The sequence below is a fragment of the Buttiauxella brennerae ATCC 51605 genome, from assembly GCF_001654925.1.
GTDB lineage: Bacteria > Pseudomonadota > Gammaproteobacteria > Enterobacterales > Enterobacteriaceae > Buttiauxella > Buttiauxella brennerae.
Window position 1 is genome coordinate 39,135 of the sequence record NZ_LXER01000001.1, and the last position, 21,754, is coordinate 60,888.

Sequence of the window (21,754 nt, forward strand, 5' to 3'; positions counted from 1 at the left end):
TTTTTTTGTTGTGTATTTAATGAGACATTTTAGGATAAATCAAAGTAGGGGCGATTTAATAAATGATTAACGCGGATTATAAATTCTGAATAATAAATTTACGAACTTGATAAATAGTAAATTTATTATAATGACACTCCTGAAAACAGGAGTGTCATGGCAGCCGTTACTTACTATTGTGAGTCCACTGGCTGAGTCGGAGCTGTACGGCTTTCCAGTTCGCTCAAACGCTGCTCCAGCAACGCCAGTTTTTCTCGGGTGCGCAGCAGTACTTGAGTCTGCACATCAAACTCCTCGCGGCTCACCAGATCCAGACGGGTTAACTGTGACTGCAAAACCTGACGCACTTTCTTCTCGACATCATCCCCGAATTCACGAATCCCTTTCGGCATTGACTCGTGGACCTGGCGTGCGATCTGTTCAATTTTTTTCGGGTCAATCATAGCGGCTTCCATAATCTTACGGGATTGTCTTACGGTATTAGCATTAATTGTAATGCCTGTGAGGCTCGTTAGAAACCCGAAATGTTATAAGGTTTGGCGTTGCCAGAGAAAATCATCGGCGTTATAGTAAGTCTGCTTATTCTCAGGGCGGGGTGTAACTCCCCACCGGCGGTAAATCAGCGAACGCTGAAAGCCCGCGAGCGCTCCAGAGCAATCTGGAGGTCAGCAGATCCGGTGTAATTCCGGAGCCGACGGTTAAAGTCCGGATGGGAGAGAGTAACGACTAAGCTCAAGCTTTTAAGCCTGCTCACGTTATTTTTATAGCTCCTAAGACTGCCCTGATTCTGGTAACCATAATTTTAATGAGGTTTTTTTACCATGAATCAGACGCTCCTTTCTGCATTTGGCACCCCTACACAACGCGTTGAACATGCTCTTGAAGCACTGCGTGAAGGCCGCGGGGTAATGGTTCTTGACGACGAAGATCGCGAGAACGAAGGCGACATGATTTTCCCAGCGGAAACCATGACCGTTGAGCAAATGGCTCTGACCATTCGCCACGGTAGCGGTATTGTTTGCCTGTGCCTGACCGAAGAACGCCGTAAACAACTCGAATTGCCAATGATGGTTGAGAACAACACCAGTGCCTATGGCACAGGGTTTACTGTGACTATCGAAGCTGCAAGCGGTGTGACTACCGGTGTTTCTGCTGCAGACCGTATTACGACTGTGCGTGCCGCGATTGCTGATGGCGCAAAACCAAGCGACCTGAACCGCCCGGGCCATGTGTTCCCGCTGCGTGCTCAGCCTGGTGGCGTGTTAACTCGCGGTGGCCACACTGAAGCAACCATTGATTTGGTCACGCTTGCGGGTTTCAAACCTGCGGGTGTGTTGTGCGAGTTGACCAACGATGATGGCAGCATGGCGCGTGCACCAGAGTGCATCACCTTTGCCCGCCAGCACAATATGGCTGTTGTGACAATTGAAGACCTGGTGGAATACCGTCAGGCTCACGAACGCAAAGCCAGCTAGCTCTCGCTAAAAAGCAAAAAGCCCGGTTTTTCTACACCGGGCTTCTTTTTTAGCCGATTCCGTTGCTTTGTAGCAGCGTCAGACTAAACCCCATCACCGCCATACCGCAAAGAATGCCGTAACTCGGATTGTTATGCGGGTCGATTTCTTTTGCGAGCGGCATCAGTTCATCGACTGACAACGCCACCATAATGCCCGCGACGGCAGCCATAATTGCTGCCATTAAAACAGGCGAAATCATCGGGCCTAAGATCAGCCAGGCCAACACGCCCCCCAGAATTTCTGCCAGCCCGGAAATCCCTGCCCAGAAGATAGCTTTGCGCTTTGAACCCGTAGCCGCGTAGACCGGGCCTGCCACAGCCAAACCTTCAGGAATATTGTGCAATGCCACTGCGAGCGCGATCCCCATGCCTAATTCCAGGTTGCTGCTGGCGGTAACAAAGGTCGCCACACCTTCCGGGAAGTTATGTAGGCTAATACCAAGAGTCAGCAACAAGGCGGTGCGGCGTAAATTACGCGGCTGCGGTTTGCTGTCCATTAAATCTTGTGGATGCGCATGGGGCAGGGCGCGGTCGAGCGCGAAATAGCCCAGCAAACCCAGCATAAACATGCCATAACCCAGTACCGGCGACATTCCCTCGGTGTGAAGTGCGGCAGGCAGCATTTCCATAAGCGAGATAAGCAACATAATGCCCGCTGCAAAGCCGAGAGAAAATGCCAGCACACGGTTTGATGGCTTCTGGCCGAGCACGCCAAGAAAAGCACCAATAAAAGTGGCTCCCCCTGCTAATAGGGTCAGGATCAAGGGTACTGACATTTATCACTCCTTTTGATAATGATTCTCATTCATATTAATGGGCGATGTGATAAAAATCGAGAGCCAGTTGAGAAGCTTTACACATCGCTTACATTCAAATTTCCTGAAGATCTTCATCATGCTTATCTGAGTTCTTCAAAACACAAAAGCGCGTACTGTGGTGTTTATAAACTGAATGACCTGATTAAAGGACACCACCATGACAACTCAACGAATGCCTGCGCTGTTCCTCGGACACGGTAGCCCAATGAACGTGCTGGAAGATAACCAATATACCCAGGCCTGGCGCCATTTGGGAGAGACGTTACCGCGGCCAAAAGCAATTGTGGTGATATCTGCGCACTGGTTCACTAAAGGCACGGGTGTTACGGCAATGGAAACGCCAAAAACTATCCATGACTTCGGTGGTTTCCCGCAGGCGCTCTACGATACTCATTACCCGGCACCGGGTTCCCCTGCGCTTGCACAACAGTTAGTTGACCTTCTGGCACCCGTTCCGGTGATGCAAGACAAAGAAGCCTGGGGATTTGACCACGGCTCCTGGGGCGTGCTTATTAAGATGTACCCGAATGCCGATATTCCAATGGTGCAACTCAGTATCGATAGCACTAAACCGGCGGCATGGCATTTTGAGATTGGCCGCAAGCTGGCGACATTGCGCGATCAGGGCATCATGCTCATTGCCAGTGGTAACGTGGTTCATAACCTGAGAACTGCGCGCTGGCACGGTGAAAACACGCCATATCCATGGGCTGAGTCATTTAACCAATACGTTAAAGACAATCTCACCTGGCTTGGGCCGGTAGCCGAACACCCACTGGTTAATTACCTGGAACATGAAGGCGGATCGTTATCTAACCCAACAGCGGATCACTACCTGCCGTTGTTGTATGTTCTCGGGGCATGGGATGGCAAAGAGCCAATTACGCTGCCGACAGACGGTATTGAGATGGGATCGTTGAGTATGCTTTCTGTTGTTGTCGGATAAGAAAAGGCGCGATTTTCGCGCCTTTAACTCGTTACTCTACAAACACATGCGGGTAAAAACGCGAAAGATCCTGTGTGATTAATTCGCGATCTTCACGAATACCGATCCCTGCCGGTTGATCGTTGATCAGCCAGCTTCCGATCAGCACGTAACTATCGCCAAATTTAGGCAACTGATAGAACTCCTGCACGATCATGCCTTCATCGCCGTACGGGCCATCGACACGGGCAATTTCTTCGCCGTTTTCGATGATCTTCACGTTCGCACCTTCGCGAGAGAAGATAGGCTTCACGACATACTTATCCATCTCAGGATAGTTATCTTCGGCGAAATAAGCTGCCAACAAGTTTGGATGATTCGGGAACATTTCCCACAGCATTGGCAGTAATGCTTTGTTGGAGATAATGCTCTTCCAGGCAGGTTCCAGCCAACGCACGCCAGCATCTTCAAGCTTGGTGGAGAACATTTCACGCAGCATGAATTCCCACGGATAGAGCTTGAACAGGTTGCTGATAACCTGATCCTGCACATCCGTGAACTGGCCTTTCTCGCCCAGACCAATTTCTTCCATGTAAACAAATTCGCTCGCCACTTCAGCTTCGGCTGCACAGTCTTGTAAATACTGGACAGTACCGCGATCTTCTACGGTGTCCTGACAGCAGGCGAAATGCACCAGGTTGAAACCGTGCTGCTGTTTTAATTCAGCAAAACGCTCAATGATCTTCTCTTGCAGGCTGTTGAATTGATCGCTTCCCGCAGGCAAATTCCCAGCCTGAACCTGGTCTTCAAGCCAGATCCACTGGAAGAATGCCGCTTCGTATAAAGACGTTGGCGTATCGGCATTGTTTTCCAGAAGCTTAGGTTCACCAATGCCATCCCACGCGATATCCAGGCGTGAGTAAAGTGACGGCTGTTGCGTGCGCCAGGACTGACGCACAAATTCCCAGGTGTGTTTAGGAATGCGGAATTTCGCCAGCAGCTCATCGCTGCTCACGACTTTTTCCACAACCTTCAGGCACATCTGGTGCAATTCAGCGGTGACTTCTTCCAGGCGTTCAACCTGCGGAAGAGTCAATTTGTAATAAGCATCTTCACACCAGTAGGGTTCGCCATACATGGTGTGAAAATTAAAACCATATTCTGTGGCTTTCTCGCGCCAGTCCGGGCGCTCAGTAATCGCAATTCTTTCCATAATTTCTTAGCCACCCATGGAGCGAGAAGAACCTGTTGCGCTGTTGCTGCGCTGCATCGTTGATTGCTTAGCGACGGAGTCGCCGAAGCCGCCACGCGTTACTGTGCTGGTGGTGGCTGGTTTTGGTGCCATTGCCGTTTTTGGAACGGTGGTTGTGCGGCCTGGTGTTGCCGCGCCATAGCTCTTACCGCTGGCATCAGCATATTTGCCGTAAGCCGGGCTTGCCGGGTTCTTTGAGCTAAATAGCGGTTGTTGCGCGAAGCCCGCACCGCCACCCATCAGACGACCCATCATGTAACCCGCCATCAGTGGCATCCAGAAGCTGCCACTTTGTTGTGGCTGAGCCTGAGCTTGTTCACCTGCCATGCTGGCTTGTGCAGGCGCTTGCTGGCATTGGCCTTCACCAAACTCAGCAATACATTCTTCGCGTGAAGCGTATTTAGGTGCAGTACGTTCTGCTTCTTTCAGCGCGCTGTTAAAGGCAGTTGTACATTCAGCACTTTTGCCTGGATTGGCTTGTGAGCAGTCATCCGCGTTTTGATACATGGAAACTGTTTCGTCATTTTGTTCGCAACCGGCAAGCATAAACACAGCGGTAACCGCCAGTGCGACCGGCGTCAAATGGCGTGCGTTCCAGCTTTTGCGGAACGATGCGTGGTTTATGATTTTTGTCCGTTTCATTGTTCTGTCCTGAGCCCAGTGGTTATGGTGCTTAGAATAGGGGATGAATGGTTGAAATTAAAGCGATGACGGCAGTTTGGAGGGGGATCTTTACTTTGCCTTACGTTCGAATGCGTAAGTTGTGACGGGGGCGTGTTGCCACGCCCCACAAAACTATGATCAGTTACCGAATGGGTTAGCTGATTTATTACCTGTTGCTGACACTGGAGTCGCTTTTGCGGGCGTCGCAGGCTCAGTGGTGGCGGCAGTATCGGCTGAGTAGCCATCTGCACGAGCATTCTGGTCTGGCGTTTCTGGAGCAACACTTTCAGCGGTAGTTGGAACAGGTTTGCCCAACGTTCCGTTCAACGCAACCAGGTCTTGTTCGTTAAGCGTACCCAGTGCTGATTTAATATTCAGCTGGTTGATCAGGTAGTTATAACGAGCGCTGGAGAGCTGTTGTTTAGCGTTGTACAACGTAGTTGTCGCATCCAACACATCAACGATGGTACGAGTACCCACAGAGTAACCTGCTTCCATTGCATCTAAAGAGCTTTGGGCAGACACAACCGCTTGTTTGTAAGCGTTGATGGTGCTGATTGACGCGTTCACGTTGTTAAACGAAGAACGAACCGTTTGTACAACGCTACGGTGCGCGCTTTCCAGCTGCTCACTTGCGCCAACAAAGTTGTATTGCGCTTGTTTCACCTGGGAAGTCACAGAACCGCCGCTATACAGTGGCAACGAGAAGTTTATGCCGATTTTGTTCTGGCCAATGTTGCTGTCGTTATATGCCTGGCTGCTGGTGGTGGTTTTAGAACCACTATAAGTGGTATCAGATACGCCAGTAGAAGCGGTTAAGCCAACAGTTGGCATATGGCCAGTTTCAGCGTAGCGGATTTGCTCACGAGCTAAGTCCTGAGACAGACGCGCTTGCAACAATGCCAGGTTGCGCTTTTCTGCATCTTTCAGCAGGTTATTCACGGCATCAGGCTTGTTGGTTTTAAAACCGTCAACATTCAGTGAAGCCAGAGACGGGTAGTAGTTACCGGTGACCTGGCGCAGCGTTTCTACTGAGTTGTCCAGATTGTTACGTGCGGTCACTTCGTCTGCTAATACGCTATCGTATTGTGCACGGGCGTTCTGTACGTCAGTAATGGCGACCAGGCCTACGTTAAAGCGCTGCGTGGTTTGGTCTAACTGGCGATAAATAGCCTGTTTCTGTGCTTCAGTGAAGGACAGCGCATCAATGGCGCTCAGCACGTTAAAATAGGCTGTTGCAGTATTCAGAATCAGGGTTTGTTGGTCTGTCTGATAAGTGACGTCTTGAATACCGGCTGATTTTTCTTGCAGGGTCAGCGCACGCCATTTTGACATATCAAAAATGGTTTGCGTCAATTGCAAAGAACCACTGGTTTGGCTGGAATCGATGCCATTCGAATCACTAAACCCATTGGTGTATTCATAATCAGCACCAAGGCCGAGCTGTGGCAGTAATGGACTGCGTGCTTCGTTAATTTTTTCGAATGCGGCATCACGGTCAGCAGCGGATTTACGCAAGTCCGGGTTGCTTAAACGTGCCTGCTGATAAACCTGCATTAGGTTTTCTGCCTGGCTCATGGCACTGAAACCCGTTAGGCTCAGACCGATAAGAATTGGGAGCAGTTTCTTCATTTGCATTCCTTGTTGTGAAGCAGAAATTGTTTGTTAGCGCTGACAAGAGCCGAAAATGATCGCCGATTCTAGCAGAGTCTGCCAGCTGGGCTGCTTGGCGTAATGTGCCATCTGCCCTTAATTTTCATCAATCTACCATATTGGAAATGAAACGGCAGTCATACAGACTTGAATTGAGCCATTTCATGACCATAAAAATATCAGGAACCCCCCATGACTAAGCAAAAAGATCAACTTGTCACGTTAGGTAAAAACGATGTTGAAATTATTGCACGGGAAACGCTTTATAGCGGTTTTTTTTCGCTAGATCTTTATCGCTTCCGTCATCGCTTGTTTAATGGAGAAATGAGTGGCGAGGTCCGCCGTGAAATTTTAGAACGCGGGCATGCTGCTGTGCTGCTACCCTATGACCCTGTGCGAGACGAAGTTGTCTTGATAGAACAGATTCGAATTGCCGCGTATGACACCAGCGAAAGCCCGTGGTTGCTCGAACTGGTCGCGGGCATGATTGAAGAGGGTGAAAGCGTCGAAGGCGTGGCACGCCGTGAAGCCGTGGAAGAAGCAGGTTTGGTCGTGGGTCGAACCAAACCGGTTATCAACTACCTGGCAAGTCCGGGTGGAACCAGCGAGCGTTTATCTATCCTGGTGGGAGAAGTTGATGCTTCGAACGCGCAGGGTATACATGGTCTGGCAGATGAAAACGAAGATATTCGTGTTCATGTCGTGAGCCGGGAACAGGCTTATCAGTTAGTTGAAGAAGGGAAAATCGACAACGCAGCTTCAGTCATCGCACTGCTTTGGCTGCAATTGCATCATGAGAAATTAAGAGAAGAGTGGAACAATTAAATATGAAGCGCTATACACCTGACTTCCCTGAAATGATGCGCCTGTGCGAAACAAACTTTGCGCAACTACGACGCCTGCTTCCTCCTAATGATGAAGTCGGGGACAAAGTCACATATCAGGTGAGTAGCGCCCAATATCGACTCACCATCCTTGAATCGACTCGCTACACAACACTCGTTCAAATTGAACAAACTGTCCCGGCGGTGAGCTACTGGAGCCTGCCTTCGATGTCGGTCAGGCTTTACCATGACGCCATGGTCGCGGAAGTGTGTTCAAGTCAGCAGATCTTTCGTTTCAAAGCGCGTTATGATTATCCTAATAAAAAGTTGCATCAACGCGACGAAAAGCATCAAATTAACCAGTTTCTGGCCGACTGGTTACGATTTTGTTTGGCGCATGGAGCGATGGCGGTTCCGGTTTATTAGTCGCGGTGAAACCTAAGGACACCATTTGGAAAGCCTATTAAATCTTCCTGTGGCCGGTGGGGGCCAGATCAGGATCTTGCAAATTACAGATACCCACCTGTTCTCTGGAAAGAATGAAACGCTGCTTGGTATCAATACCTGGATGAGCTATCAGGCGGTTGTTGACGCCATCCTTGCCGAGCAGCGTCACTATGATCTTATTGTTGCGACTGGGGATTTAGCCCAGGACCATAGCGCGCAAGCCTATCAGCACTTTGTTGAAGGCATTGCGGGGATCCCTGCGCCCTGTGTTTGGCTGCCAGGGAACCATGATTTTCAACCCGCAATGTTCAGCTCGTTACTGGAAGCCGGGATCTCGCCTGCAAAACAAGTGTTCCTTGGCGACAGCTGGCAAATTTTGTTGTTAGACAGTCAAGTCTTTGGTGTTCCGCACGGTGAACTGAGCGACTACCAGCTCGACTGGTTAGAGCGCAAACTTGCCGGTGCGCCTGAACGCCACACACTCTTACTGCTGCATCATCATCCGGTACCGGCTGGCTGTAGCTGGCTTGACCAACATAGCCTGCGCAATGCCGCAGAGCTTGATAACGTGCTGCAAAAATTCCCGAAAGTGAAAACGCTGGTTTGTGGGCATATTCACCAGGAGTTAGATCTCGACTGGAATGGCAGGCGTATGCTGGCGACGCCATCGACCTGCGTCCAGTTCAAGCCTCACTGTGCCAATTTCACTCTCGATACCATCGAGCCTGGCTGGCGTTGGCTGGAACTTCACCCCAATGGCGAAGTGACCACTGAGGTTTGCCGCCTGAAAGGTGCGGTTTTCAACCCAGACACCGCTTCAGAAGGCTATTGATGTCAACGCTACTTTACCTACACGGCTTCAATAGTTCGCCGCGTTCAGCCAAAGCCACAAGCATGCAAACGTGGCTTGCGCAGAACCACCCGCACATCAAGATGGTTATACCCGAACTCCCACCGTATCCTGCTGATGCGGCAGAGTTGCTGGAGTCGCTGGTGCTGGAACACGGCGGTGAACCGCTGGGCGTAGTTGGCTCCTCTTTGGGGGGGTATTACGCCACCTGGTTGTCGCAATGTTTTATGTTGCCAGCGGTAGTGGTAAACCCGGCGGTACGGCCTTTTGAATTGCTGGTCGATTATCTTGGCACCAACGAGAACCCCTACACCGGGCAGCAATATGTGCTAGAGTCTCGCCATATTTACGATCTTAAAGTCATGCAAGTTGACCCGTTAGAAGCGCCGGATCTCATCTGGTTGTTACAACAAACGGGTGACGAAGTGCTTGATTACCGCCAGGCGGTGGCGTACTACACCCCCTGTCGCCAGACGGTAGAATCCGGTGGCAATCATGCCTTTGTAGGCTTCGAAGATTATTTCACACAGATCGTCGACTTCCTTGGCTTGCACTGAGGCCTTAAGTTGAATTCCTGTTTCGCAATCTGAACGAATAAACCATGACGCAATCCAGTTATAACGCCGATGCCATTGAGGTACTCACCGGGCTTGAGCCTGTTCGCCGCCGTCCCGGGATGTACACCGACACCACCCGTCCAAACCATTTGGGCCAGGAAGTCATTGATAACAGCGTGGATGAAGCGCTGGCAGGCCATGCGAAGCGTGTTGATGTTATTCTCCATGCCGATCAGTCATTAGAAGTTATTGATGATGGCCGCGGCATGCCGGTTGATATCCACCCGGAAGAGGGCGTTCCGGCTGTAGAACTCATTCTTTGCCGTCTGCACGCAGGCGGTAAATTCTCCAATAAAAACTACCAGTTCTCTGGTGGTTTGCACGGCGTGGGCATTTCGGTGGTTAACGCCTTGTCCAAACGTGTTGAAGTCACCGTTCGCCGTGATGCGCAGGTTTACAGCATCGCGTTTGAAAATGGCGACAAGGTCCAGGAACTGGCGGTAGTCGGCACCTGCGGCAAACGTAATACCGGCACCAGTGTCCATTTCTGGCCTGACGCTTCTTTCTTTGACAGCCCACGTTTTTCAGTTTCCCGTTTAAGCCATTTGCTGAAAGCCAAAGCGGTACTTTGCCCCGGTGTGGAGATCACTTTTACCGATAAAGTGAACAATACCGAGCAGCGCTGGTGCTACCAGGATGGCCTGAAAGATTATCTGTGCGAAGCGATAAACGGCCTGCCTACGCTTCCTGAATCGCCATTTGTCGGCAACTTTGCCGGTGACGTTGAGCAAGTAGACTGGGCGCTGTTATGGCTGCCGGAAGGCGGTGAACTGCTAACGGAAAGCTACGTTAACTTGATCCCAACGATGCAGGGCGGCACGCACGTCAACGGTTTGCGCCAGGGCCTGCTTGATGCAATGCGCGAGTTTTGCGAATACCGCAATATACTGCCGCGCGGCGTGAAGCTGTCGGCTGAAGATATCTGGGAACGCTGTGCTTACGTGCTTTCCGTGAAAATGCAGGATCCGCAGTTTGCCGGGCAAACGAAAGAACGTCTGTCATCACGCCAGTGCGCAGCCTTTGTTTCTGGTGTTGTGAAAGACGCATTCAGCTTGTGGCTGAACCAGAATATTCAAATTGCGGAGCAACTCGCAGAGCTGGCGATTTCCAGCGCTCAGCGCCGTATGCGTGCCGCTAAAAAAGTGGTACGTAAGAAACTGACCAGCGGCCCGGCATTGCCTGGCAAACTGGCTGACTGTTCTGCGCAAGATTTGAGCCGTACCGAATTGTTCCTGGTGGAAGGGGATTCCGCAGGCGGTTCTGCCAAACAGGCACGCGATCGCGAATATCAGGCGATCATGCCGCTGAAAGGTAAGATCCTCAACACCTGGGAAGTTTCGTCCGACGAAGTTCTGGCCTCGCAAGAAGTGCACGATATTTCTGTGGCGATAGGTATCGATCCGGACAGCGAAGATCTAAGCCAATTACGCTACGGCAAAGTTTGTATCCTTGCGGATGCGGACTCCGATGGTTTACATATCGCAACACTGCTGTGCGCCTTGTTCGTCCGCCACTTCCGCTCCCTGGTTCGTGGTGGTCACGTTTATGTCGCGATGCCACCGTTGTACCGTATCGATCTGGGCAAAGAAGTTTATTACGCGCTGGATGAAGAAGAAAAAGCAGGCGTGCTTGAGCAGCTTAAGCGTAAGAAAGGGAAGCCAAACGTGCAGCGCTTTAAAGGGCTGGGCGAAATGAACCCACTACAGTTACGTGAAACCACGCTTGATCCAAACACTCGCCGCCTGGTGCAGCTCACCATTGACGATGAAGACAACGATAAAACAATGGCAATTATGGACATGTTGCTGGCGAAGAAGCGTTCTGAAGACCGTCGTAACTGGTTGCAGGATAAAGGCGATATGGCGGATCTCGACGTCTAATCACTGTGCCTCTACTTTAAGTATTTATATTTTAAATAGAGGCACTATATTTCTTACGCCAAAAGAAATAGCTCGGGTGAGATTAAAATTTCATTGGCAATGAAGCGACACTGATCAATATCCCGCGCTCCACCGTAATATGCCCCCCCTTTCTCAGCGCCGAAATCATCATCATCACGTGGCTACGAGACAGTAACGTTCTGTCCTGAATGTAGCGTGCCATGTTAGTTTTGCTTTTGACTTCATCAGGCTCACTATTTAACGCAAGAATATGGGTGCGTATTTTTTCGTATGAAGTCGGTGCCACCTGGCTGAGGTTATGATGCTGGAAATGACTGATGGTAAATAGCAGTAACTGAGAAAATTCCCGCCATAAATTATTCGCTTCTAATTGCTTCGACAGTACCTCCATAGGAATAATGCCCAGTTGCATGGGCTGATTAATCGTAATGTAAGTTGCGTCGTGCGCCATAACGTAGTTGGTAGTGCCTAGCAGCGCTGGCCCTATTGCTGAACTTATCACCCGCCCATCACGGGCACGATGAACCGTTACACTCCCTTCTTCAAACATATAACACAATGTTTGACTGCTATTGATAAAGTTAAAGCGTTGGCCTTTACGTGCAGAAACAAAGGTAGCATGGGGGGTAAGTGAGTTGACCAGGATATCGATATCTTCAACAGGTTTGAAATCGCGAAGTGTCACCGGCGTCATATCTTTTATATTTTGCATCGTCTGAACCCAAGCTTTTAAGAAATAAGACTAAAAAGAGTTATATAGTTGATTGTAGCATCGGAAAAAAACCATGCTCTTCATTCATTTCTGCGGGTTAAACCATAGCGGTATACAAAAGTACCTGACATTAAGAACAAATCATTAAGTTCATAGAAAATAAGCTTTATGGTTCCCTTCACATATTTCCACACCGGCACTTCTCCAGAAACGGTTCATAATGCCGCGTGAGCGGCATTAATCATGATGAGTTTTACCACCAGGCTCGGTTTGTCAGAACTTAATTTTCACCCCTACAATCCCGCCGTAATTGATGCTGTTACCTGCAAATGACTTCTCAATGCTTAATGAGCCGGTAAACGAAACCGACTGATTAATCTGATGGTCAACACCTGCATTTAACTGCCCCCATGTTCCCGCGCCATTGGTGACAAACGGAATGTACCCGTCCTGCGAGGCGAAGTGAGTTTTCGTTTCCCCTCTGAATTCATGCACTACCCCTGGGCGCAACCATGCGGTAGTGCGGGTGCGATTTTTCTGACCTTTTTGCGCATCATCATGATTCCACGTCTGGTGGAAACGCAGGCTAACTCGCCCGGTAAGGGAATCGGCATTGCTGAAATTCACCCCGGACGCTTCATCGTGGGTGTTATCCAGCCTGACCGTTGAGTAAATCAACTGTGCCTGGGGTTCAATAAAGCGCTGAACCTCTTCGTCTGGCTGCCAGGGATAACCCGCTTCCAGTGAGGCGCTAACCGCATAGCCTTTGGTTTTAAGTGGGTTGAGATCGGTCGGGCTGGATTCAATATACAGCCGGTTGTACTGGGCAACGGCATCCAGATAACTTCCTGCAGGCGTGAAGTGTGTCCAGTAGCCGCCGATTCCCCACGACTTCAACGTATTTCGGCCTGCGTTTTCACCGTCAGTGTGAGTGACTTTGCTGTTAATTTTGCCGATGTTTCCCAGCACACCTGCAAAATTCGAACTGCCGTCGTCTTTGCTTTCCCGATACAAATCAATCCCTAACTGAATGGCATTAAGCGTAAAGCGCGACTGCGGCCCGTCAAAATCAGATTTCCCATTTTTAAACACCACTCGCCCCCAGCTCATCTGTGGGGACTCCGTGGCCTGAGTGATTTTTTCCGGGCTGGCGAACTGTTCCCCGGTGCGTTCATGCAGGCTATCGACCAGCATTCGGCTGTAAAGCAAAGCCAGTTGTGGGATGTCCTGATACAGCGAGGTTTCTGCACGGTAGTTCGGGACTTCGACAGTTCGCTGCGGTTGTGCAGGAGCCTGCGGTGGTTGTGGCTTTTCAGCTTCAGTTGTAGCCGGAGGGGTGACGACCGGTGTATCGCCCGGTTCAGTTACGGGATCTGGATTTGGTTCAGGGGCTGGTGGCGGTGGATCATCCTGCTTAACGTCATCCAGCACAGTGTTATGAGAACGCAAATACCAGGCTTGTTCATTGCTTTCATCAACGCTTGAGCGGTAAAGCAAGTATTCATAAGGCCCCGCTTTAATCTTACTGAGCAAACTGAATGCTTCGGTTGCAGTAGTCGCTCCGCTTATCGCATCGACGACCTTGATACCATTGCCGTGGGTGAGGGCACCGCTGCCATCGGTATTGGTAATTTTCAGGCTGGTGGAGCCATCAGCAAGTCCGCCATTAATAACGAGCTGATCCGTGGGCGAATCGTCGTCATGCAGATGGGTGTTTAGTGCAATTGTTGCGTTATCGCCGTGGTAGTTATTCACCGTCAGCGTTTTGTATTGGCTGTTTTCAGGAGCGCTGAAATTTATCAGGCTGTGATTGTTGGCGAGATCGCTAAGCACCGAGTTTCCGGTTAAAAGCCACAGGCTGGTATTGTTTAATGACACCCCAGACCTGGCTCCCGCTTCGGTTAGTGCCGAACCCGTGACAATACTTCCCGACATATCCACTGAGGCGTTACCTTGCAACGCACCAGCTCCATTTTTCACCTGTAGCCATTGGCTTTCACCATTAACACGGCTGTTATGCATATCAACATCAGCATAGCCTTTGGTTTCAATGCCATAGCCATGCTCGCTGTTAAGAATACTGTTATTGAGCGTAGCCTTGCCGGGATAGATTTCTGAGCCCTGAACAGCCAGCGCCGCCGCACCAGCACCTTGCGCGACTGCCACCGTATTTTGGGTAACAACATTCCCGCCGTTGCTGGCGAGTATGCCGTGCGACAACGCGCCTGCGGTTCGTATGACTGAGTTTGTGGTCGTTAATTCCGCCCCCGCTTCTGCCCAGACTCCACGCGAATTGTCGCCATGTGTGGTTAACGTGACGCTATTAAGCGCCATTTCAGCCGTTTCGGTTTTAAACTTGCGCCCAACAAAAGCACCCGTTGCATTATTTCCCAGCGTTTCGACCGTGACATTACTGGCTGACAAACTGACGCTGCCCGGTTTTGCTGCGCCAATTCCTGCATACAAACCGACTGAATTATCCCCCAGCGTTTTGACCGACACATTTTTCAGGATGATATTGCCACCGTCATCGGCGGTGGCACCATAGGCTTGAGTGCCCCGGGTCAGAAGACTCGTCCCTTCAATTGCCAGTAAAGAGCCAGGGTTACGTGAGGCGACTGCGTGTGGGAAAGTGAGATTAGACTGTATGGTTGAGCCATTACCTGATGTGACGATACTGCCATCTGTCACCGTAACGGTGGCTCCGGCGTCCGCTACAATCCCCATCGCATTGTCATTACCGGATGTATTGATATGGGTGCCGGTTATCGTCGCTGTGGTATTAGCTACAGCAATACCGGAGCCGTAGTTCCCGGAGGTGGTAATTTGAGAGTCAATCACTTCCAGGCGGCTGCCGTTGGCGGCACTGATACCCATACTGGATTTTTGTGTGGTGCTGACCTCACTGTTGGTGAGGCTTAGCACTGACCCCGCTCCCTGAAGCAATATGCCTGGTCCCCATGGGCCGGTTGCATTATCAGGAGCTGAAGTTTTGATAGTGGAATGGGTGATGCCAGCGGTTGCCCCATTGATAATATTGACCCCGGAACTGCGTGCGCCCCAGGTTTCGATGGTTGTGCCGCTGACTTGAGCTTTTGAACCCGCACCTTCAACGGAAACCCCATGGCTTTGCATGCCTGTTGTGGTCATTTTTGAGTCGGTTACTTGCACCGAGCCGCCAGACATTGCGCGCGCCGCCGTTGATGCCGCTTCTGAGCCACCTGCGCCAGTGATTGAGATATTGCTGTTGCTTACAGAAACTGAGCTGCCAGAGCCCTCAGCGCGGCCACCGCCCTGATAGTTCCCTGTGGCGTTAACCGTGAGGTTTGAGCCGGCAATCGTTGCCCCTGACAAGGCATGAAGGGCAGCGGTGCTGGTTGCAGCGGTAGCCACAGCGTTGCTGACAATGGTGCTGTCCTGCAGATCAATACGGGCATTATTCTCAGCTCTTGCCGCGCTGGCACTGGTGGCAGTCGCCGAAATACTCAAAGATACGCCCCGCGCGTCGATAAAAGTCCCGCTATCGCTCGCCAGTAAGGTATGGCTAATGCTGAGTACTTTTTCATTATTCAGCGGTGAAGCCACATTAATGGCTGCTCCTGCAGTATTGATGCTGGTGCCTTGTTGCAACGACACGCTTGCGCCATTGCGTGCCCAGATTCCGGTCGCCCCTTTGCCAGTGGTTTGAATGCTGCCACCGGATATTGTGCCGCTGCTGACCGCGCCATCCAGCAAGATCCCGTGCCCATTCGTTCCGCTGGTTGTGAGGCTGGTTTCAGTCAAACTCAGCGCTGCGCCATTCTCTAGTTTGATGCCATAGGCTGACACACCCGCAGTAGTAATTGAGCTATTTTCCGCATGAAGCACGCTGTTCAGGCCATCAACGACGATGCCAAAATTGTTATTCCCCTTGGCGCTGCCGCCCACCGTGACCGTGGAGTTCTCCAGACTGAGTCGCCCACCTGACTTTGCGACCAAAGCGGTCATGTCATGTGCGGTGACAATGGTTCCTGCTGCGGTCTTGGGATCAAGCGTGACCGTGCTGTCAGTAAGGACAACACTACTGCCATCAAAAACATAAACACCAACCTGATCTTTTGATCCCGCCGCAGAGATTGCGTTGTTTTTAATACTGCCCCTGCTCAGTGAAACCGTGCCGCCGTCGCCAATTTTGATGCCTGCGGTATTGGCAGCACTCATTTTTATCGTTTCATCGACATACAAACCTCGGGTGCAAATTCCAATGCTTCCGGAGGTCGTGACCAAAGTTTCTGCGCGGGTATCTATACAACCAAAGCTCAGGACACCTGCGACCAGGGTTGCTGATGTTTTAAGAATTATTTTTCGTCTGTTTTGCTGGAGATGTGAGGGGGATATCTTAATAATTTTCATGCGAATTCCTCCATGAACCAATATTTCGGATGTTCATGTTAGTAGCTGTGCGTAAATGAATAATCACCAGCGATAAATTCGGCAATCTATCGTAAATATAATGAGGAGATGTGTTGAATATAAATATTTAACTCTGGTGGTCTTGTGCGCTGGTCATTATACGTGCAGCTTGCTTTGAGGGTATTACGTGGTGTTAATTGCGGATTTATTTCTATTGCATCCTTGTAATGTTGAAAGGCAATACTTTGTTTCTGCTCAGTTAACTTCCCTTAATAGCCTCAAGTAGTTTCATAAAACTGGCCTTTTTCTCCATCTCTTTACGGTAAACCAAATACACGTTAATCTGCTGTAGCGAAAATAGTGGAGTTAACTGTCTTAGCCTGAAAAGTACCTGATAGCGAGTAAAGGCTTCGGGTGTGAGGAACCCCACGCAATCTGTCTCGGATAACAGCGTGAGAAGCATCATGATTGAATTTGTTTCAAATACAATGTGTGCATCTTTTAAGGTCGCCAGCAGCGATTGTTTTCTTTGATAAATCATTTCATCGCCGGTTAAATGGCTGACCATATCCAATTGCTTTAACTCATCAATATTAATCGTGGTCTTTTTAAAGGGGTTATCTTCGCGGCAGACCAATACTGGGGTGAAATCGCGAAACAGAATGCTGGTTAGCGTCGTATTAATAACAGGCGTTGCGGAGAAAACAATGTCCGCTTTGCGTAAATTAAGCAGGCCGACCGCATCTGGAATGCCAAGAATTGTTTCGATGTATTTTATTTTATAATTTAATTTTGCTTCTTTTATTTTTAATACCGTACCGGACAAGTCATGTATGGCGACTGAGAAAGGCGAGTAAATCACCACGGTTTCTCGATGATTTGTTTTTTTACTCCGGTCGACAGAGTCACTCATTATTTCCAGGGATTGCTTCAGTTTAACATAGAGGTCATCTGCAAATACCGTTGGCGCAATGGTATTGCCGTGGCGAATAAATAAAGGATCGGCAAAGTGCAGGCGTAGTTTACGCAGGGCATGGCTAATAGAAGGAGGTGTCACATCAAGGATCTCAGACACTTCGGTAATGCTGCGCGTGGAATAGATCAAACAGAAGGTGGTTAAAAGATTCAGATTAAAGGCGGCAAGGTTGATGATTTTATCGGAAACCGTTTTCGTTGGCATGCGCTGACCTTGCTGAGAACGTTGATGAAAGAATAGCTTAGCAGTATTTTTCCAACGTGAATGGCTCAGAGCAGGATTTACAATGCAGAGACAAAAAAGGGGCGGATATGAAATCCACCCCCTTTAATCATTCGGAAAACCCAATTACTTAATTGCGTCTTCCAGAATATGGATATGAACGTCCAGAACGTCGTCTTTAACAGTGACGCTGTGATCTTTCATGTGTTGTGTTTGCAGATGAGCTTCCAGGTGAGCCACGCTCTCCCATTTTTCCAGCATAAACACAGAATCTGGTGCAGTAGTCTGGAACGCGACTTGTGCGTTATGGTCGATGAGTGGCGCATAACCAAAGCAGCCTTCCTCTTCGAGCACATCAGGAATAATTTTTGCAAACGCGTCCAGTACAGCCTGGCGATGGTGAACACCAGGACGGGTACGAATTTCAGCTATTACTGTAATCATGTTCAACTCCTTGTTGTCGACATAAGACAGTTAAGCAAAAACCTGGCCCAGATGCTCGCGGTATTGCGCGATAAAACGCGGGACATCAGGCGCTTTCATCACGTCGTTGGCGATAAACGTCGGCAGACCTTCCATTCCAAGGAACTGGTTAGCTTTGTGGAATGGCAGGTAAACACCATCCACACCAACACCGTGGAAGAACTGTTCTTTATCTTCAAATGCTTGCAGCGGGGCATTCCAGGTCAATGACAGCATATAAGTTTTGCCCTGAATCAGGCCGCCGGAACCGTACTTTTTCTCTGCGTCAGAACGGGTACGACCATCGCTGGCATACAGTGAACCGTGGCCTTCAGTGAATACATCATCGATGTATTTTTTCATGGTCCATGGTGCGCCCATCCACCAGCCTGGCATCTGATAAATCACGGTATCAGCCCACAGGTATTTTTCGACTTCTTCTTTTATGTCGTAATCGCTGTCGGTGCGGGTGACCTGAACATCATGCCCGAGGTCGCGCAAAAAGCTTTCCGCGACGTCGGTCAGGGTGTCGTTAAGTTGGCCGTTAGAATGGGCGAATTTTTTCGCGCCATTGATAATCAGGATGTTGCTCATAGTTAGTCCTCGAATAATTGCGTCTGGCGCGGAGTTTACCGTGATGGATGTCACAGTTAAATGCCGTATACAGGCAAAGACTTTTGCTAAAAACGCAATAATCAGCGGACTGAATCATTTTTTACCAGCGAATCTGTACCTGAAACCCACCGTGGGTAGTGTTTAAAAATAGCGCCTGCATACCGTGTAATGCAGCGATTCGCCTGACGATGGATAGCCCCAAACCACTGCCGGTTTTTTCCTGGCCTGGCGGGCGGAAGAAGCGTTCACCCAGTGAGGCCAGATATTCAGGGCTAACGCCCGGACCGTTGTCGATGATCGTGATTTCGTGACTCTGAAGAACGACATTGACTACGCTGCCACGCGGGCTGTAACGCACGGCGTTATCCAGCACGTTTCTGACCATCAAACTTAGCAGCAGCGGTTGGCCCTGGCGTTTCACGTTTGGGTCTTGCACATCAAGGCGAATATCAATGCCTTCACGCTGGGCCTCGTGATATGCGTCCATCACCGCATTTTGCAGTAGCGACTGAAAAGCTACGTCCTGCACATCGTCCAGACCGGCTAAAGAATCGAGGCGCGATAAAGTGAGCAGTTGATCGACCAAGCGGGTCGCCCGATCTATTCCTGAACTCAGATTATTCAGCGCATGCTCGCGAACCGGCTCGTCATTTTGTGCAAGCTGTGCCACCTCAGCCTGAACTTTTAATGCGGCGAGCGGGCTGCGCAGTTCGTGTGCGGCATCAGAGGTAAAGCGCCGCTCGCGCTGCATAAATTCCCCGGTGCGGGTAAATAGCTGGTTAAGCGCCATGACCAAAGGGCGCACTTCCTGCGGCAGCGTTTGCGTCGGCAGTTCGCTGGCATCGTCCGGTTTGCGGCTACGCAACTGATGCGCCAGTTTATGGAGTGGGGCAAGAGCGCGACTCACCAGCCACACCAGCATCAGCAGGATCACCGGCGAAGCGATTAGCCACGGCGTGAGTTGGGACAAAACGATGTCCCGCGCCAGGTCTTCGCGGTACTCCCATTCCTGGCCCACCACAATACGGTACTTTCCGTCGGGCGTTGTCACCCACACCATGCGCCAGAGATCGTCATCGCCTGCCAGTTTGCCATCAATAAACCCGTCACGCTGATAGCGATAGCTGAGGTATCTGCCGTTGTCGCCGTCGTTTAGCAGCAACTGCCCGTTGGCGCTATAAATGGCGAAAGCGAGGGTGTCATCATCTTGCTTACCGCGGTGATGCGAAATCATTTTTTTGGTGCGGGGTAACTGCGTATCACTTTGCACGCCATCAAGCTCTAATGCGCTGAGGCGTTTGGCAAACAGCACTTGCTGAGTATCAAACAGCTTATTAAGGGTTTTACTGGTTTGCTGCCATGCGGCGAGGCTTGCGCCAACCCACGCCACCAGGGTGAGTAAAATAAACCCGGCAATTAATCTGGCGCGTAAACTTTGGGTGAGCTTTTTTATCATGCTTCACCCAACGTATAACCGATGCCGTGCACCGTGCGAATAAAATCGCTGCCGAGTTTGCGGCGCAAATGGTGGATATGAACTTCCAGCGCGTTTCTGGAAACGTCGTTGTCCCAGTTATAAAGTTTTTCTTCAATAAGCGATCGCGGTAATACGCGCCCTGCGTTACGCATAAATAATTCCAGCAAGGCAAATTCTTTTGGTTTTAGCTGCAACGGTTCGCCGTCGCGGGTCACGGTTAATTTAATCGGGTCCAGCTCAACGCCGGCATGTTGTAGCGTTGATTGAACCTGGCCGTGGTTACGGCGAATTAACACCTGCAGCCGGGTGGCAACTTCTATTAACGCGAAGGGTTTACACAAGTAGTCATCGGCGCCGAGCTGTAATCCCTCAACCCGTTGCTCCAGCGCGTCACGCGCGGTGAGAATTAACACCGGTTCGGCTCGGCCATGACGGCGCCAGGTTTTTAAGATATCCAGCCCATCGATTCCCGGCAGGCTTAAATCCAGTACGACCGCGTCGTAGGGGGCTAAACTCAGCGCTGACTGACCCTGAAGGCCATCGGTAAACCAGTCGACGGTAAAGCCCATTTTCGTCAGCCCGGCTTTTAATCCGTCGCCAATCAGCTTATCGTCTTCAATCAGTAATATTCGCATAAAGCTGTCCCTTATTAGCCGTTGCCTGCAAGTAAATAACGTTAGCCACCAGCTTGTACAGAGGAATAGTGCGATGGTTGAAGTTGGGTGACATTTTTATAAAATATGCGTTGTGATGGCGAATAATTAAGATCGCGTTAAGATCTACGCAGTTAAATAGCACTCAGAACATCATTCATAAAAGGAACAAAAAGATGAAAAAAATAGCCGCTATTATGACTATCCTCGCTATTACCGCAGCACCTGCACTGGCTGCAAATCAGGGCGGGTTCTCTGATCCGAATGCTGCACCGGCCACCACGCAAACACAAACGGCGGGCGGTTTTGTTGGCCCAAGCGGTAGCAACACCACGGCTACGCAGGCGAAATCATTGTCTGACGATACCTGGGTAACTTTGCGCGGTAAGATTGAGTCACGCATCGGTGGTGACCATTACATCTTCCGTGACACATCCGGCACGATTAATGTTGATATCGACCATAAGCGCTGGAACGGCCAGACCATCACCCCGCAAGATACGGTTGAGATTCAAGGGGAAGTCGATAAGGACTGGAACTCTGTTGAAATCGACGTGAAGCAAATTACCAAAGTAAAATAAATCCCCCCCATGAGCCGCTATTTGCGGCTCATTTCCTCTCTCCCCACTTCTCTTAAAGATGCGCACTCATCTGTGACTACGACTGCCATATAATGTACTATCGGCGGCAATTACGCCGTTTATACCCGTCATACTTCAAGCTGCAGATGCGTTGGCTGCACTCAGTCACCCCAGTCACTTACTTAAGTAAGCTCTTGG

Annotated in this window: 20 protein-coding genes and 1 riboswitch; of the genes, 8 read left to right on the plus strand and 12 right to left on the minus strand. The window is 50.1% G+C overall.

The window, feature by feature from the left end:
• Nucleotides 1–173: 173 nt before the first annotated feature.
• On the minus strand, nucleotides 174–443 hold the full coding sequence (gene ubiK, locus M975_RS00155; RefSeq protein ID WP_064556569.1) for a ubiquinone biosynthesis accessory factor UbiK: 270 nt from the start codon (nucleotides 441–443) through the stop codon (nucleotides 174–176).
• Nucleotides 444–577: 134 nt separating this feature from the next.
• A riboswitch (FMN riboswitch) is annotated at nucleotides 578–725 on the plus strand.
• A 96-nt stretch (nucleotides 726–821) separates the two neighbouring features.
• On the opposite strand from ubiK, the gene ribB reads away from it, so the two are divergent.
• A complete protein-coding gene (gene ribB, locus M975_RS00160; protein WP_064556570.1) occupies nucleotides 822–1,475 on the plus strand; it encodes a 3,4-dihydroxy-2-butanone-4-phosphate synthase in 654 nt (217 codons plus the stop codon).
• A 49-nt stretch (nucleotides 1,476–1,524) separates the two neighbouring features.
• Here the strand turns inward: ribB and zupT are convergent, their stop codons facing one another.
• A complete protein-coding gene (gene zupT, locus M975_RS00165) occupies nucleotides 1,525–2,292 on the minus strand; it encodes a zinc transporter ZupT (protein WP_064556571.1) in 768 nt (255 codons plus the stop codon).
• Nucleotides 2,293–2,491: 199 nt separating this feature from the next.
• Between zupT and ygiD the strand changes: the two genes are divergently transcribed.
• Nucleotides 2,492–3,280: a 4,5-DOPA-extradiol-dioxygenase gene (ygiD, locus tag M975_RS00170; RefSeq protein ID WP_064556572.1), complete on the plus strand. Its 789-nt coding sequence runs from the start codon at nucleotides 2,492–2,494 to the stop codon at nucleotides 3,278–3,280.
• A gap of 31 nt (nucleotides 3,281–3,311) precedes the next feature.
• Here ygiD and M975_RS00175 read toward each other — a convergent pair whose 3' ends face one another.
• From M975_RS00175 to tolC, 3 genes are all read right to left on the minus strand, one after another.
• The gene (locus M975_RS00175; RefSeq protein WP_064556573.1) at nucleotides 3,312–4,472 is read right to left on the minus strand and encodes a glutathionylspermidine synthase family protein; all 1,161 of its coding nucleotides are present in this window, start codon (nucleotides 4,470–4,472) and stop codon (nucleotides 3,312–3,314) included.
• A gap of 6 nt (nucleotides 4,473–4,478) precedes the next feature.
• Nucleotides 4,479–5,153 (minus strand): DUF1190 family protein, encoded by a 675-nt coding sequence (locus M975_RS00180; protein WP_064556574.1) that lies wholly within the window; start codon nucleotides 5,151–5,153, stop codon nucleotides 4,479–4,481.
• 159 nt (nucleotides 5,154–5,312) lie between these two features.
• Nucleotides 5,313–6,812, minus strand: coding sequence for an outer membrane channel protein TolC (gene tolC, locus M975_RS00185; RefSeq protein ID WP_280643756.1), 1,500 nt, complete (start codon nucleotides 6,810–6,812; stop codon nucleotides 5,313–5,315).
• Between the two features lie 207 nt (nucleotides 6,813–7,019).
• Between tolC and nudF the strand changes: the two genes are divergently transcribed.
• From nudF to parE, 5 genes are read left to right on the plus strand one after another with little or no spacing between them, the layout of a single operon-like run.
• Nucleotides 7,020–7,652 carry an ADP-ribose diphosphatase gene (gene nudF / locus M975_RS00190; RefSeq protein ID WP_064556576.1) on the plus strand — a complete coding sequence of 211 codons (633 nt, stop codon included), beginning with the start codon at nucleotides 7,020–7,022 and terminating at the stop codon, nucleotides 7,650–7,652.
• 2 nt (nucleotides 7,653–7,654) lie between these two features.
• Nucleotides 7,655–8,077, plus strand: coding sequence for a DUF1249 family protein (locus tag M975_RS00195; RefSeq protein ID WP_064556577.1), 423 nt, complete (start codon nucleotides 7,655–7,657; stop codon nucleotides 8,075–8,077).
• A gap of 25 nt (nucleotides 8,078–8,102) precedes the next feature.
• On the plus strand, nucleotides 8,103–8,930 hold the full coding sequence (cpdA, locus tag M975_RS00200; RefSeq protein WP_064556578.1) for a 3',5'-cyclic-AMP phosphodiesterase: 828 nt from the start codon (nucleotides 8,103–8,105) through the stop codon (nucleotides 8,928–8,930).
• Complete coding sequence (gene yqiA / locus M975_RS00205; protein ID WP_064556579.1) at nucleotides 8,930–9,505, plus strand: esterase YqiA; 576 nt, start codon at nucleotides 8,930–8,932, stop codon at nucleotides 9,503–9,505. The genes cpdA and yqiA overlap by 1 nt, the downstream gene beginning before the upstream one ends.
• Nucleotides 9,506–9,549: 44 nt before the next feature.
• Nucleotides 9,550–11,445, plus strand: coding sequence for a DNA topoisomerase IV subunit B (gene parE, locus M975_RS00210; RefSeq protein WP_064556580.1), 1,896 nt, complete (start codon nucleotides 9,550–9,552; stop codon nucleotides 11,443–11,445).
• An 82-nt stretch (nucleotides 11,446–11,527) separates the two neighbouring features.
• On the opposite strand, the gene M975_RS00215 is transcribed toward parE, so the two are convergent.
• The 7 genes from M975_RS00215 to qseB all read right to left on the minus strand — a co-directional run bounded on the left by M975_RS00215 (nucleotide 11,528) and on the right by qseB (nucleotide 20,957).
• Entirely contained in the window at nucleotides 11,528–12,178 is a 651-nt protein-coding gene (locus M975_RS00215; RefSeq protein WP_064556581.1) for a helix-turn-helix domain-containing protein, read from the minus strand.
• Nucleotides 12,179–12,451: 273 nt separating this feature from the next.
• Nucleotides 12,452–16,378, minus strand: coding sequence for an autotransporter outer membrane beta-barrel domain-containing protein (locus tag M975_RS00220; RefSeq protein ID WP_064556582.1), 3,927 nt, complete (start codon nucleotides 16,376–16,378; stop codon nucleotides 12,452–12,454).
• Nucleotides 16,379–16,829: 451 nt separating this feature from the next.
• On the minus strand, nucleotides 16,830–17,750 hold the full coding sequence (locus tag M975_RS00225) for a LysR family transcriptional regulator (RefSeq protein ID WP_064556583.1): 921 nt from the start codon (nucleotides 17,748–17,750) through the stop codon (nucleotides 16,830–16,832).
• Between the two features lie 144 nt (nucleotides 17,751–17,894).
• Nucleotides 17,895–18,212, minus strand: a complete 318-nt coding sequence (locus M975_RS00230) for a putative quinol monooxygenase (protein ID WP_064556584.1) — start codon at nucleotides 18,210–18,212, stop codon at nucleotides 17,895–17,897.
• Nucleotides 18,213–18,242: 30 nt separating this feature from the next.
• Nucleotides 18,243–18,824, minus strand: coding sequence for an NAD(P)H-dependent oxidoreductase (locus M975_RS00235; RefSeq protein WP_064556585.1), 582 nt, complete (start codon nucleotides 18,822–18,824; stop codon nucleotides 18,243–18,245).
• 121 nt (nucleotides 18,825–18,945) lie between these two features.
• Complete coding sequence (qseC, locus tag M975_RS00240) at nucleotides 18,946–20,301, minus strand: quorum sensing histidine kinase QseC (protein ID WP_064556586.1); 1,356 nt, start codon at nucleotides 20,299–20,301, stop codon at nucleotides 18,946–18,948.
• Nucleotides 20,298–20,957, minus strand: coding sequence for a quorum sensing response regulator transcription factor QseB (qseB, locus tag M975_RS00245; protein WP_064556587.1), 660 nt, complete (start codon nucleotides 20,955–20,957; stop codon nucleotides 20,298–20,300). The genes qseC and qseB overlap by 4 nt, the downstream gene beginning before the upstream one ends.
• A gap of 194 nt (nucleotides 20,958–21,151) precedes the next feature.
• Between qseB and M975_RS00250 the strand changes: the two genes are divergently transcribed.
• Nucleotides 21,152–21,556: a YgiW/YdeI family stress tolerance OB fold protein gene (locus M975_RS00250; protein ID WP_034460999.1), complete on the plus strand. Its 405-nt coding sequence runs from the start codon at nucleotides 21,152–21,154 to the stop codon at nucleotides 21,554–21,556.
• Nucleotides 21,557–21,754: the final 198 nt, after the last annotated feature.